This window comes from Prescottella soli, assembly GCF_040024445.1.
GTDB lineage: Bacteria > Actinomycetota > Actinomycetes > Mycobacteriales > Mycobacteriaceae > Prescottella > Prescottella soli.
In genome coordinates this window covers 2,792,361-2,807,313 of the sequence record NZ_CP157276.1, presented here as the reverse complement: position 1 = coordinate 2,807,313, position 14,953 = coordinate 2,792,361, and the positions used below count along the sequence as shown (strand labels likewise).

At 67.5% G+C, this 14,953-nt stretch carries 6 protein-coding genes; all 6 read left to right on the top strand.

Going from position 1 to position 14,953, the window contains the following annotated elements; genetic code table 11:
- Positions 1 to 226 precede the first annotated feature (226 nt).
- On the top strand, positions 227 to 4,912 hold the full coding sequence (locus ABI214_RS13095; protein WP_348602977.1) for a beta strand repeat-containing protein: 4,686 nt from the start codon (positions 227 to 229) through the stop codon (positions 4,910 to 4,912).
- Positions 4,913 to 5,161: 249 nt separating this feature from the next.
- The gene (locus tag ABI214_RS13090) at positions 5,162 to 7,447 is read left to right on the top strand and encodes an Ig-like domain-containing protein (RefSeq protein WP_348602976.1); all 2,286 of its coding nucleotides are present in this window, start codon (positions 5,162 to 5,164) and stop codon (positions 7,445 to 7,447) included.
- Positions 7,448 to 7,484: 37 nt separating this feature from the next.
- On the top strand, positions 7,485 to 9,515 hold the full coding sequence (locus ABI214_RS13085; RefSeq protein WP_348602975.1) for an Ig-like domain-containing protein: 2,031 nt from the start codon (positions 7,485 to 7,487) through the stop codon (positions 9,513 to 9,515).
- A 144-nt stretch (positions 9,516 to 9,659) separates the two neighbouring features.
- Positions 9,660 to 10,907: an Ig-like domain-containing protein gene (locus tag ABI214_RS13080; protein ID WP_348602974.1), complete on the top strand. Its 1,248-nt coding sequence runs from the start codon at positions 9,660 to 9,662 to the stop codon at positions 10,905 to 10,907.
- Positions 10,908 to 11,237: 330 nt separating this feature from the next.
- A complete protein-coding gene (locus tag ABI214_RS13075; RefSeq protein WP_348602973.1) occupies positions 11,238 to 12,695 on the top strand; it encodes an Ig-like domain-containing protein in 1,458 nt (485 codons plus the stop codon).
- A gap of 105 nt (positions 12,696 to 12,800) precedes the next feature.
- A complete protein-coding gene (locus tag ABI214_RS13070; protein ID WP_348602972.1) occupies positions 12,801 to 14,834 on the top strand; it encodes an Ig-like domain-containing protein in 2,034 nt (677 codons plus the stop codon).
- Positions 14,835 to 14,953: the final 119 nt, after the last annotated feature.

The following is a 14,953-nucleotide window of genomic DNA, read 5'->3' as shown; positions in this document are numbered from 1 at the left end:
TCCCTCAGCGCAGTGTCCCAGGTCGAACCCGATCCGTTGAGTTGGCGACCGACGGTCGTCGTCGAGAGGGAAGTGCATGGTTGGCAGGGATCTACGCCGAATAGTCGGCGGAATAAGTGCTTTCGCAATGGCCGCGGGTTTCGCGGCAACAGTGGGAGTCGGAGCGGCTGGTGCCGCACCGGGTTCGGTGACCTGGGACGACGGCAACAGCAGGTTCACGCGGACGGTGAGCAACTCGACCCCTTCGGTGGGTGAAACCGTCACGGTGTCGACCAAATTCGAGCGCACCGGTGGCGTGGTCGAGTACATCCAGGCAGTCAAGGACCTCCACCCGACCTGCCTGACGTATGTCAGCGGAAACACGGGCGGCCCGGAGATCGCCGCGGACTACACCCGCGTCACGGGGTCGTGGCCGGTGTACCCGAACATCAGTCCGAAGTCGCAGACCTTTAGTTTCAACTACCTGGTGACCGCGGCGTGTGCCCGGGCAACGCCGTTGATGACGACGATGCATTATTCGGGGAGCCTGGGTAGCGGCACGTACGCGGACAAGGGTCCGACGATCACGGTGGCGAAGGATGCCACCACCACCACGCTGGCTTCGGTTCCGACTCCGATGCTCACGGGGCAGTCGGTCACTCTCACCGCGACGGTCACCGGTGCCGCGCAGGGCAACACGGTGGAGTTCTACGACGGCGGCACGAAGCTCGGTGAGAGCCAGATCAACGCTGCCGGCGTCGGCACGTTCGCGTGGACGCCGGCGACGGCGGGAGCACGGAGCCTGTCCGCGAAGTTCGCGGGCACTGCCGTTGCCAACTCTTCGCAGTCGGCGGCGCAGAACGTACAGGTGAACGCCCCTGCCGGCACGAGTGTCGCGCTGTCGGTTCCGGGTACCGCGCTGACCGGTGCGCCGGTCACGCTGACGGCCAACGTCGCTCCGCAGAACGCGACGGGCACGGTGCAGTTCAAGGACAACGGGACGAGCATCGGTTCCCCGGTGCCCGTGTCGAACGGTCAGGCGTCGGTGCAGCACACGTTCACGACGTCCGGTGCGCACAGCATCACCGCGGACTTTACGGCGGGCTCCGGTTTCGTGAACTCGTCGGCACCGGCCCAGACGGTGAACGTGAACGCCCCGACGTCGACGACGTTGCAGGCCCCCGCATCGGCGACGACCGGCCAGCAGGTGGCGCTCTCCGCGAGCGTTCAGCCCGTCGGCGCGGTCGGCACCGTGCAGTTCAAGGACAACGGCACCGCGATCGGTTCGCCGGTGACCGTGTCGAACGGTCAGGCATCGCTGCAGCACACGTTCGGTGCTGCGGGATCGCACAGCATCACGGCGGAGTTCGTCGGTGGAGCCGGGTTCGCGGCGTCCACGTCGGCCGCCCAGTCGATCTCGGTGTCAGATCCGGATGTGCAGACCTCGCTTTCGGTGTCGGCTACGGGTTCGGCGACGACGGGTTCGTCGGTGGATCTGACGGCGAATGTGTCGCCGTCGAACGCTCAGGGTTCGGTGCAGTTCAAGGACAACGGTTCGAACATCGGTGCTCCGGTCGCGGTGGCGAACGGTGCAGCGGTGCTGCCGCATTCGTTCGCCGCTGCGGGCGCGCACAGCATCACGGCCGAGTTCACCGGTGCTGCCGGGTTCACGAACTCGACTGCGGCTGCGCACAGTGTCGTGGTTACCGACCCCGACGCGCAGACCTCGCTGACGGTATCGGCTCCGGGTGCTGCGACGACGGGTTCGTCGGTGGATCTGACGGCTACGGTCAGCCCATCGAACGCTGCCGGCACGGTGCAGTTCACCGACAACGGTGCGCCGATTGGTGGTCCGATCACTGTGGTGAACGGTGTTGCGACTCTGGCGCACACGTTCACGGGTTCGGGTGCGCACAGCATCGGTGCTTCGTTCACGGGTGCTGCCGGGTTCACGAACTCGACGGCTGCCGCGCATGAGGTGACGGTGTCGGATCCGGATGTGCAGACGTCACTTACGGTGTCGGCGCCCGGTACGGCGACGACGGGTTCGTCGGTGGATCTGACGGCTACGGTCAGCCCGTCGAACGCTGCCGGCACGGTGCAGTTCACCGACAACGGTTCGAACATCGGTGCTCCGGTTGCGGTGACAAACGGTGCAGCGGTGCTGCCGCATTCGTTCGGTAGTGGGGGTGCGCACAGCATCACGGCCGAGTTCACCGGTGCTGCCGGGTTCACGAATGCAACGGCTGCCGCGCATGAGGTGACGGTGTCCGATCCGGACGTGCAGACCTCCCTGACGGTGTCGGCTCCGGGTGCTGCGACGACGGGTTCGTCGGTGGATCTGACTGCGACGGTGTCGCCGTCGACCGCGCAGGGTTCGGTGCAGTTCAAGGACAACGGTGCGCCGATCGGTGCTCCGGTTGCAGTAGCGAACGGCGCAGCGGTGCTGCCTCATTCATTCACTAGCGCGGGTGCACACAGCATCACTGCCGAGTTCACCGGTGCTGCCGGGTTCACGAATGCAACGGCTGCCGCGCATGAGGTGACGGTGTCCGATCCGGATGTACAGACCTCGTTGACGGTGTCGGCTCCGGGTTCGGCGACGACGGGTTCGTCGGTGGATCTGACGGCTACGGTCAGCCCGTCGAACGCTTCCGGCACGGTGCAGTTCACCGACAACGGTGCGCCGATCGGTGGTCCGATCACTGTGGTGAACGGTGTTGCGACTCTGGCGCACACGTTCACGGGTTCGGGTGCGCACAGCATCGGTGCTTCATTCACGGGTGCTGCCGGGTTCACGAGTTCGACCGCGGCCGTTCATGATGTGACGGTGTCCGACCCGGATGTACAGACCTCGTTGACGGTGTCGGCGCCGGGTTCGGCGACGACCGGTTCGTCGGTGGATCTGACGGCTACGGTCAGCCCGTCGAACGCTTCCGGCACGGTGCAGTTCACCGACAACGGTGCGCCGATCGGTGGTCCGATCACTGTGGTGAACGGTGTTGCGACTCTGGCGCACACGTTCACGGGTTCGGGTGCGCACAGCATCGGTGCTTCATTCACGGGTGCTGCCGGGTTCACGAGTTCGACCGCGGCCGTTCATGATGTGACGGTGTCCGACCCGGATGTACAGACCTCGTTGACGGTGTCGGCGCCGGGTTCGGCGACGACCGGTTCGTCGGTGGATCTGACGGCTACGGTCAGCCCGTCGACCGCGCAGGGTTCGGTGCAGTTCAAGGTGAACGGCAACCCCGTGGGCGCTGCGGTTGCGGTGGCGAATGGTGCGGCGATCATGCCGTACACGTTCAATGCGGCTGGTTCTTTCCAGGTGACTGCTGAGTTCACCGGTGCTGCCGGGTTCACGAATTCGACGGCTGCCGCGCAGAACATCACGGTGTCCGATCCGGATGCGCAGACGTCGCTTTCGGTGTCGGCTCCGGGTTCGGCGACGACGGGTTCGTCGGTGGATCTGACTGCGACGGTGTCGCCGTCGAACGCGCAGGGTTCGGTGCAGTTCAAGGTGAACGGTGCCCCGGTGGGTGCTGCGGTTGCGGTGGCGAATGGTGCGGCGATCATGCCGTACACGTTCAATGCGGCTGGTTCGTTCTCGGTGACTGCTGAGTTCACTGGTGCTGCCGGGTTCACGAACTCGACGGCTACCGCGCAGACGGTGTCGGTGTCGGTTCCGGTTCAGCAGACGGAGCTGTCGGTGACAGCGCCGACCGGTGCGGAGACCGGCCAGCAGGTGAACCTGTCGGCCACGGTGACCCCGTCGAATGCGCAAGGTGCGGTGCAGTTCTCCGTCGACGGAACGCCGGTCGGCACTCCGGTCACGGTGGTGAACGGCGCGGCGACCCTGCCGCACGCGTTCGACGTCGCGGGTGCGCACAGCATCGGGGCTACCTTCACTGGTGGTGCCGGGTTCGCGAACTCGACGGCCAATGCGCAGAGCGTCACGGTCACCGATCCGGTTGTGCCGGACACGGATACCACGACGACGGTCACTGCTCCGTCGACCGCGGTGACGGGCCAGCAGGTGACGCTGTCGGCGGCCGTGTCGCCGGTTCCGTCGGGCGGCACCGTCCAGTTCAAGGTGGCCGGCACCGATGTGGGTGCTCCGGTGTCACTGGACGCGAGCGGCCACGCGAGCCTCCCGTACACGTTCAACGCGGCTGGTGCGTTCGCGGTGTCGGCGGTGTTCTCCGGCGCACCCGGCTTCACGGGTTCCAGCGCTGCTGCGCAGAGCGTCACCGTGACCGATCCGGCGCCGGTCGATGTCCAGACGACGACGTCGCTGGGCGTTCCCGCCACCGCCACGACCGGGGTCGAGGCGACCCTCTCGGCAACGGTGGCGGCGCAGTCCGGCACCACGGTGCCGACGGGCACTGTGCAGTTCAAGGACAACGGGGTGGCGATCGGCAACCCGGTTGCGCTGCTGAACGGGACTGCGACGCTGGCTCACACGTTCTCCGCGGTGGGCACGCACTCGATCACGGCGGTGTTCACGGCCGATGCGGGCTTCGTCGGATCCACCTCGACGCAGCATCCGGTCGTGGTGTCCGCGCCGAACCCGACGGACGCGCAGTCGTCGGTGTCCATCACTTCGGCGACGTCGGCGACGGTTGGTACGTCGTTCAAGCTGACGGCCAAGGTGATCGGTGCGCCGACGCTGCCGGGCACGGTGCAGTTCTTCGACGGTGGTGTCGCGATCGGTCAGCCGGTTGCGGTGGTGAACGGCATCGCCGAGCTCGCGCACACGTTCGATCAGAAGGGTCCGCATCAGATCCACGCGGTGTACTCCGGTGGTTCGGGTGTGCAGGGTTCGACGTCGCAGGTGCAGGTCCTCGATGTCGCCGCGTCCGGTGGTGACACGGGCAGCACGGGCTCGCTGGGTTCGTTGGGCAGCCTGAGCGGATTCCGGTTCGGTTCCTGATGCGGTGATCGACTGATCCGAAGCGTGTGGCCCCCTGCCGTTCCGCGGCAGGGGGCCACACGTGTTTCCGGCAGAGGCCAAATCAACTGAACATTTGTCCAGCGAAACTGGTACACGTTCCAGTTCCGGCGTCTATCGTCTCTGGCTTGGGAGTTCGACGTCCGCGGGCGCCCGTCATTCGTTTGATTCAGGAGTCCGATGAGTTCCTCCTTATCGAGGCGCTGCGCGGCAGCCCTCACAGGCGCCACCGTGGTGTCCGCTTCCCTGCTCCTCGCCACGCCGGCGAGTGCGGCGACGTCCACAGTCAACTTCACCACCACGTGCCGCGCGTCGGCGGCGATCAACGTCACCAAGACGCCGGCCGCGTCGGTCACCGTCGACGCCCCTGCGACTGTGGCTCCGGGTGAGCAGTTCACCTTCAGGATGCAGTCGAATGCGCAGTCGTTCCCGAACTCTGATTCGGGGGCGACCACGACCAACCTGTCGCGGCTCAAGAACGACTTCGAGATTCCCTCGAACGCCACGTTCGTCGGTGCGACGATCGTTGCGGGGTCCGGGATCAACCTGAGCGGTGTCGCGCCGAGCGTGATCCGCGTCAACGACAACGGAGCCGCCGACTCCAACGGCACGATTCTCCGCATTTCCGGGAACAACGAGGTCATCGGGAACGGCGCGAACAACAGCGGCAACAGCGAGGGCGGCATCGTGGCGCCCAAGTCGCAGAAGAACCTCGACGGCACTAACAACGGCAACGGGGATTCGTGGTTCCGTCTGCCGGCGATCGACGTGACGATGGTGGCCGGTCAGTCCGGCGCTATCCAGCCCAAGATTCGCACCAGCGGCGATGCCGGCAGCTTCAACAACGACAAGAACTTCAGCACCCAGCTCGCCAAGGCATCGATGTTCGGCACCCAGTGGGCCCCGACGCGCTGCAGCCCGCGCAACTCCGAAGGCGCTGCGCTCAACGCCGGCGCCGGACCGCTCGCGACCATCCGCATCTCCGCCCCGGACGTGGCGACCACCACGACGCTGACCGTTCCGCCCACCGCGGCGACGGGTGCGCCTGTGCAGCTCACCGCGACGGTGGCGCCCGCCGAGGCGTCGGGCACGGTGCAGTTCAAGGACGGCGACACGAACATCGGCGCCCCGGCGCCCGTGAGCAACGGGTCGGCGAGCCTGTCGTACTCGTTCGGATCGGTTGGTGCACACAGCATCACCGCGGTCTACTCGGGAGCGACCGGCTTCGCCTCGTCGACGTCCGCGGCGCAGACCGTGGCTGTCACCCCGCCGTCCGCCGCGACCACCACGTCGATCACGGTCCCGTCGACCGCGACCACCGGTCTTGCGGTGGATCTGGTCGCGGCCGTGAGTCCCGCGAATGCCACCGGCACGGTGCAGTTCAAGGATGGCGGCGCGAACCTCGGGGCGCCGGTCCGGGTCACCGGCGGCGTCGCGACCCTGTCGCAGGCCTTCACGACGACCGGTGCCCACAGCATCACCGCCGTCTTCACTGGTGACGCCGGCTTCGCCGCATCGGCGTCGGGCGCCCGCGTGGTGACGGTGTCGGAGCCGGCGCCGGACGCCGTCGCGACCACCACCACGGTCACCGCACCCGCCTCTGCGGAGGTCGGCAAGGCGGTCACGATCTCGGCCTCCGTGTCGCCGAAGCCCGTCGACGGCACCGTCCAGTTCCGCGACGGCGCGACGGATCTCGGTTCGCCCGTTCTGGTTTCGGACGGCACCGCGAGCATCACGCACACGTTCACCAGGGGTGGATCGCATTCGATCACCGCGGTCTACAGCGGTGGTGTCGGATCGCTCGGCTCGACCGCAGCTCCGGTAACCGTGGCGGTGACGGCGTCGAACATCGGCACCGTCACGATGCTCAACGCGCCCGGTGAGGCGAAGGCCGGTGCGTCCGTGGACCTGTGGGCGAGCGTCTTCGACCTGGTGGACGGCGCTCAGGTGCCGAACGGCGGCACGGTGCAGTTCCGCGACGGCGGGACGCCGATCGGGAACCCGGTGCCTGTCGCTGGCGGCGTCGCCAAGCTGACCCACACCTTCGCTACCACGGGGTCGCACTCGATCACGGCCGTCTACAGCGGCGCCGGGGCCTACGCGGGCTCGACCACGGACGCTCAGAACATCAATGTGACCGTCGCATCGGTCGTCGATCTGTCCACCGCGACCGAGCTGGGACTTCCGGCCGGCGGGACCGTCGGGCAGCCCGTGACGATCTCGGCCCGCGTCGTCGCGTCGCAGACGCCGCGCGGCACCGTGCAGTTCTTCGACGGTGACAAGCCGCTCGGCGAAGCCGTGCAGTTGATCGACGGCCAGGCGAGCCTCACGCACACGTTCACCGGCACCGGGTCCCACTCCATCACCGCGAAGTACAGCGGCGCAGCGGGATTCACGGCGTCGACCTCGGTTTCGGGGGCGCTCGTGATCTCCGAGACCGGCGGTGGTCTGCCCGGCATCGACACCGGTAGCCTCTCGCTCGGTTCGCTGAGCGGAGTTGGCAATGCGACAGCGTAATTCGAAGGCAACGACGGTGAGAGAACGAGAGAACGGTATGACGGGTAAGACGACTCGGCGATTGACCGCCGCAGCAGGCGTGGCCGCGCTGTCGGTGACCCTCGTCGGAGCATTCGGGACCGGTTCGGCGGGCGCGGACCCGGCTTCTTTGACGTGGACCGACGGCGCCAGCAAGTTCACTCGGACGGTGAGCAATTCAACACCGAACGAGGGCGACACCGTCACAGTGTCGACGAAGTTCGAACGGACCAACGGTGTCGGCGAGTACATCTACGCGGTCAAGGACGTGCACCCGGCGTGTCTGACGTATGTCGACGGCTCCGCGAAGGTGAACGGCACTGCACGTCAGTTGGAAAGTCAGGGATCCGATTTCGCGCGGGTCCAGGGAACGGTCGTCGAGTGGCCGGTCGGCGCGTTGGCGGGCGGAAAGCCCCACACGTTCGAGTTCTCATATCGAGTCGGCGCGGATTGTGCCCGTGGCGTCGCACTACCGACGACGATGCACTACAGCGGCTCGCTCGGTGACGGCACGTACTCGGACAAGGGTCCGGCGGTCACGGTGAGCAAGAACGTGTCGTCGACATCGTTGGCGGCGGTCTCCGGTGCGCAGGTCGGAAAGTCGCTGACGTTGAGCGCGACGGTAACCGGTGGCGCGCAGGGCGATCCGGTCGATTTCTACGACGGGACCGCGAAGATCGGGTCCGGCGCGCTGAACGGTTCGGGCGTGGCGACGTTCGCGTGGACGCCGTCGACGGCGGGTGCGCGGTCGGTGAAGGCCAAGTTCGCGGGCACGGCGTTCGCGAACGGATCCGAGTCGGCGGTGCAGTCGGTGCAGGTGGCCGAGGCGGACGTGGTCACCACCACGACGCTGCAGGTGCCGCCGACTGCGTTCACCGGGACCCCGGTGAAGCTGTCCGCGACGGTCGCACCGAACAGCGTGTCGGGCACCGTGCAGTTCCGCGACGGCAATACGAACATCGGCGCCCCGGTTGCGGTGTCGAACGGTGTCGCCGACCTGTCGTACACGTTCACGACGGCGGGCTCGCACCCGATCACGGCCGTGTTCACCGGCGCGGGCTTCGTCTCCTCGACGTCCGCACCGGCGACGGTGTCGGTGACGGTCCCCGATCGGGCGACCACCACGACCCTCACCGCGCCCTCGTCGGCGAAGACGGGTGCGTCGGTGACCCTCTCGGCATCGGTCAGCCCGACGCCGGCCGGTGGCACGGTGCAGTTCAAGGACGGTGTGACCGCCCTCGGTGCGCCCGTCGCGATCGTGAACGGAACCGCCACGCTGGAGCACACGTTCACGTCAGTCGGTAGCCACTCCGTCACCGCGACCTACTCGGGTGCTGCGGGATTCGAGCCGTCGACCTCGTCGGCCGGGTCCATGTCCGTCACCGACCCCGTGGTGACGCCGCGCGGCACGGTGACGATGCTCAGCGTGCCGGGGGAGGCGAAGACCGGTGCGGCCACCGACCTCTGGGTGACCGTTCGGACCTCCGCGGGTGATCCCGTCTCCGGCGGGACCGTCCAGTTCCGGGACGGCGGTGCCGATCTCGGCGCTCCCGTGGCGGTGAACAACGGTGTGACACGTGTGTCGCACACGTTCACGGCGGTGGGCGCGCACTCGATCTCGGCGGCGTACTCCGGTGTTCCCGCGCTCGACGGTTCGACCGCGGTCGCCCGGATCGTGAACGTCACGGCGCCGGCGTCCACCGACGCGGACACCGCGACGGCGCTGACGGTCCCAGCCTCGGCCACGGCCGGCAGCAACGTGAAGCTGTGGGCGTCGGTGGTGGCGTCCGGTGCGGTCAGCGGGACGGTGCAGTTCTTCGACGGTGACACGCCGATCGGGGAGGCCGTCGCACTGGTCGACGGTGCCGCCACCCTGGACCACGCTTTTGCGTCGTCCGGCATCCATCGGATCACCGCGGTGTACTCGGGCGCGGCTGGACTGAAGGGCTCGTCCTCGGACGTCCGGACCATCGACATCACCACGACCGGCACCACCCCCGGCGGCACGCCGGGGACCGGTAGCCTCGCCGGGCTTCCGTTCGGCTCCTAGGTGACTGGGGGTGGCCGGGGAAGCGGCCACCCCCAGCAGGGCTGTAACGAAAACTGTCCGATATTGGACGTTTGATCTATAAAGTCGGAAGCGCTGCCTCGGTGGGATTCCGCCGGGGGTGCGAACGCTCTGGAAGGAGTCGGAATGGCCCGATCGGTCATGAGGCGAACTGTCTCGAAGGTGCTCGTGGGCGCGATGGCGGTAGCCGCGCTCGGCGTCGGACAGGTCGCTCTCGGTGGCGGTGTCGCCGCGGCGGACCCGGTGTCTCAGACGGTCACCACCACGAACATCACGGCGACCAAGACGATCGACAAGCCCAATGCCTTCCCGGGCGACACGGTGGTCTCCACGGTGTCGCTCCAGGCGAATGGTGTCGACCGGTATATGCAGACCTTCACGGACCTGCCGCCGTCCAACTACGTCCTGCAGAGTGTCAATGCCAGTGTCTGGCGTGGTGACGGCGTGACCGGTGGACCGAACAAATCCGGGCAGTTCGACGGCGGCGCGACGCAGGACCCGGTCAGCGGTGCGGTTCGACTGGACTGGAAGGGGTCCGGCGACTGTATCGCCGCATGGTGCCGACTGAGCTTTCTCAACAAGGGTGCGACCCTGACCTTCACGTACAAGGTCGCGGCGAACGCACAGCCCGGCGCGCGGACCACCGGCATGGAGTTCGATGTGTACTCCTTCCAGACGACGCAGCGCTGGAATCCGCTCGACCAGTTGAACCTTTCGGTTCAGCAGCCGTCCACCGCGACCACCACGACGGTGGCGGTCCCGCCGAGCGCGAAGACGGGTAAGTCCGTTCAGCTGTCGGCGGCGGTGTCGCCGTCGAACGCGACTGGCACGGTTCAGTTCCGGGACGGTGCCACGAACATCGGTACCCCGATCCCGGTGGTCAACGGTGTCGTGTCGATGCCGTACACGTTCAACACGTCGGGTGCGCATGCCATCACCGCGGCGTTCTCCGGCAGCAACGGATTCACCAACTCGAATTCTCCCGGCGCGATCGTCGACGTATCGGCTTCCACCCCGGACGACGTCGACTCCACCACGATCATGACTGCGCCGCAGACGGCGACGGTCGGCACCTCGGTTCGTCTGTCCGCGCAGGTGTCGGGAGCCCCAGCGCTTCCGGGCACCGTCCAGTTCTACGACGGCGGCACCCCGATCGGACCGCGTATCGCCGCCGGCAATGGCGTCGTCGCGATCGACTACGTCTTCGACGTCGCGGGCCCGCACCAGATCAGCGTCGCCTACACCGGTGGCCAGGGCGTGAACGGTTCGGCCTCCGCGGATCAGACGATCCAGGTCGCGGACGCTCCTACGCAGCCCGGTGGCACCGGCAGCCTCGGTAGCCTGGGCAGCCTCGGCGGCGGCTTCGGCAGCTGACGCCATTGCCAAGCTCCTGACAACGAAGCCCCTCGCGCACAGCGCGAGGGGCCTCGTTGTCTATTCGCCGTTTCGGTACAGACCTGGACGTACGTCCGATACAGTGATCCCGCGCTTCTATCGGTACATCGGTGCCGAAGGGAACGAGCCGGGTGTGCGGAGTCGGGCCAATACCTGGGCGGAAGTACACGCGGTTCCGACGGCATCTGGTCCGGACCCGCGGCGACCGTGCTCTGAAGGGAGTCGGAATGGCCCGATCGACGCGCGTCTTCGCGCGGGGCAGCAACTCCCGTCGGGCATCCATCGAGGATCGTCGTCGAGAGGAAATGCATGTCTGACAGGAACACCCGCCGCGTGCTTGCAGGCCTGAGCACCTTCGCGGTGGCAGCCGGATTCGCGGTCACTGCGGGTATGGGTTCGGCGAGCGCGGCGCCCGGTTCGCTCACGTGGGATGACGGCAGTAGCCGGTTCACCCGGACGGTGAGCAATACGACGCCGAACGAGGGTGACATCGTGACGGTGTCGACGAAGTTCGAGCGGACCGGGATTCCGGTGGAGTACATCTACGCGGTCAAGGATGCGCATCCCACCTGTCTGACGTACGTGGACGGGTCGGCGAAGGTGGATGGTTCGCCGCGTGGGCTGCAGAGTCAGGCGGCGGATTACGTGCGGGTTCAGGGTTCGAGTATCGAGTGGCCGGTGTATCCGAACATCAATCCGAAGTCGCACACGTTCGAGTTCTCGTATCGGGTGGGTGCGGATTGTGCGCGTGGCGTGGCGTTGCCGACGTCGATGTACTACAGCGGTTCGCTGGGTGACGGTAACTACACGAACAAGGGTCCGGCGATCACGGTCGCCAAGAACACCACGACGACGGCGCTCGCGCAGGTCGCCGGTGCCCAGGTGGGTCAGGCCACCACTCTCGCCGCGACCGTGACCGGTGGCGCACAGGGCGACACCGTCGAATTCCTCGACGGCGGCGCCAAGATCGGGACCGGCATCCTCAACGCGAACGGCACCGCGACCTACGCGTGGACCCCGACCGCAAAGGGCGCGCACGAGTTGATGGCGCGCTTCCCCGGCACCGCGAGGGCCGACGACTCGGAGTCGTCGAGGCAGAACATCGACGTGCTCTCCTCCGACATCCAGTCCACGACGGTGATCGCCGCCGTGACGAACGCCCGGGTCGGCCAGTCGACGACGTTGAAGGCCACGGTGACACCGACGGCCGCTGCCGGTGGCACCGTCAAGTTCAAGGACGGGGGACAGTTGCTCGCAGAGGTCGTCGTCAACGCCTCCGGTGAGGCCACCTACGCGTGGACCCCGACGGCCGACGGCAATCACTCGATCACTGCCGACTACTCCGGACGCGCCGGCGTCGCGGCGTCGACCGGAACTGCGACCGTGAACGTCGCCCCGAAGCCGGCCCAGAACACCGACTCGACCACGGTCATCTCCGTCGGCAAAGCCCAGGTCGGTGTGGCGCAGACGATTTCGGCGCAGGTCACCGGCGGTGCCGGCGGTACCGTGACCTTCAAGGACGGCAACACCGTCATCGGCACCGCGGCGGTCGACGGCAGTGGCCGCGCATCGATCAGTTGGACCCCGGCGGTCCAGGGGCAGCGTGTCATCCGGGCCGAGTACTCGGGATCGGGCACGGTCAACGCCTCCGACGACCAGCAGTCGGTGGCTGTCGCACCCGCCGCCCCGGGCGGAGACGGCGGCCCCGGCGGCGGCACGGGCAGCGCCGGTTCACTCGGCACGATGTTCGGCTCGCTGGGCGGCTGACAGCACATCGATTCACTTCCGGTTCGGGGTCCGCAGGACCCCGAACCGGAAGATCCACTTCTCACCGTGTGACGGCCGGCGAAGTCTGTCGTCGAGAGGAAGTCCATGTCTGACAAGAGAGTTCGCCGGATCATCGGCGGTGTGGGTGCGGTAGCCGTCGCTGCGGGGTTCGTGGCGACGATGGGTGTCGGTTCGGCCGGTGCGGCGTCGGGTTCGCTCACGTGGGATGACGGCAGTAGCCGGTTCACCCGGACGGTGAGCAATACGACGCCGAACGAGGGTGACATCGTGACGGTGTCGACGAAGTTCGAGCGGACCGGGATTCCGGTGGAGTACATCTACGCGGTCAAGGATGCGCATCCCACCTGTCTGACGTACGTGGACGGGTCGGCGAAGGTGGATGGTTCGCCGCGTGGGCTGCAGAGTCAGGCGGCGGATTACGTGCGGGTTCAGGGTTCGAGTATCGAGTGGCCGGTGTATCCGAACATCAATCCGAAGTCGCACACGTTCGAGTTCTCGTATCGGGTGGGTGCGGATTGTGCGCGTGGCGTGGCGTTGCCGACGTCGATGTACTACAGCGGTTCGCTGGGTGACGGTAACTACACGAACAAGGGTCCGGCGATCACGGTCGCCAAGAACACGACGACGACGACGTTGGCCGCGGTGTCGGGTGCGCAGGTCGGAAAGCCGGTGACGTTGAGCGCGACGGTGACCGGTGCGGCACAGGGCGATTCGGTCGACTTCTACGACGGCGGCACCAAGGTCGGTTCCGGCGCGCTGAACGGTTCGGGCGTGGCCACGTACTCGTGGACGCCGTCGACTGCGGGTGCGCGGTCGGTGCAGGCGAAGTTCGCGGGCACGGCGTTCGCGAACGGATCGGATTCGACGGCGCAGTCGGTGCAGGTGGCGGCGCCAGATGTCGCGACGTCGACGTCGGTGCAGGTCCCGGCGACGGCGACCACCGGTGTGCCGGTGACTCTCACGGCGTCGGTGGCCCCGGCGAATGCAGCCGGCACGATGCAGTTCAAGGACGGCGCCGCGAACATCGGTGCGCCGGTGGCGGTGTCGAACGGTGGTGCGAGCCTGGACTACACGTTCACCGCAGCCGGTGCGCACGACATCACCGCCGTGTACTCGGGGGCGCCGGGCTTCACCGGTTCGACGTCGTCGCCGGCGCAGACGGTGACGGTCCGCGACCCGGACGTCGTGACCACGACGACGCTGCAGGTGCCACCCACCGCTGATCTGGGCACGGCGGTGACGTTCACCGCGACCGTCGATCCGGCGACCGCGGCCGGCACGGTGCAGTTCAAGGACGGCGCCGCGAACATCGGTGCGCCGGTGGCCGTGTCGAGCGGCAAGGCGCAGCTGTCGCACACCTTCTCGGTGGCAGGCAACCACAGCATCTCGGCCGTCTTCACCGGAAACACCGGGTTCCTGGGATCGACGTCGGCAGCGAAGAACGTGATCGCGACCAACCCGCCGGCGCAGGACGTGCAGACCTCGACGGCGGTGACGGTTCAGCCGACGGCGCAGACGGGCGCCACCGTGGCGTTGACCGCGTCGGTCACGCCGGCGAATGCCACCGGCACGGTGCAGTTCAAGGACGGCGGCACGGCCATCGGAACGCCGGTGACGGTGTCCAACGGTGCTGCGGGCCTGCAGCACACGTTCACCACGGCGGGATCCCATTCGATCACCGCGGTGTTCACCCCGGGCGCCGGCTTCGCCGGATCGACGGCACCGGCGCAGGCGGTGCAGGTTTCGGATCCGGCCCCCAGTGACGTGGCAACGACCACCGAGGTGACCGGCCCGGGAACTGCGACAGTCGGGCAGGCCGCAAGCCTCACAGCCCGGGTCGCCGGGGCGGCGCAACTGACCGGAACGGTCCAGTTCTACGACGGCGAAACGCCTCTCGGCGCCGCTGTTCCCGTGAACAACGGTGTCGCGGTGCTCGCACACACGTTCACCACGACCGGTGCTCACGCGATCAAGGCCGTGTACTCCGGTGGCACCGGCTCGCTCGCATCGACGTCGGCACCGCAGACGGTGCAGGTGACCGCCTCGGGCGGCGGCACGGACGGCGGCACGGGTAGCGCCGGTTCGCTCGGCACCATGTTCGGCTCGCTCGGCGGCTGACGATCGACACGAGGCCTCACCCGCACGGGCGGGGCCTCGTGACCGATTGCTCGACCAAATGATCGAACTTCCCGCGCCCGGAGTCGGGCCGGCGCAGGAAGCAGTTGTGGCAGATGTTC

Coding starts and splice junctions, on each gene's coding strand:
- ABI214_RS13080 (WP_348602974.1), top strand. CDS start 9,660: ATGGCCCGATCGGTCATGAGGCGAACTGTCTCGAAGGTGCTCGTGGGC.
- ABI214_RS13075 (WP_348602973.1), top strand. CDS start 11,238: ATGTCTGACAGGAACACCCGCCGCGTGCTTGCAGGCCTGAGCACCTTC.
- ABI214_RS13085 (WP_348602975.1), top strand. CDS start 7,485: ATGACGGGTAAGACGACTCGGCGATTGACCGCCGCAGCAGGCGTGGCC.
- ABI214_RS13070 (WP_348602972.1), top strand. CDS start 12,801: ATGTCTGACAAGAGAGTTCGCCGGATCATCGGCGGTGTGGGTGCGGTA.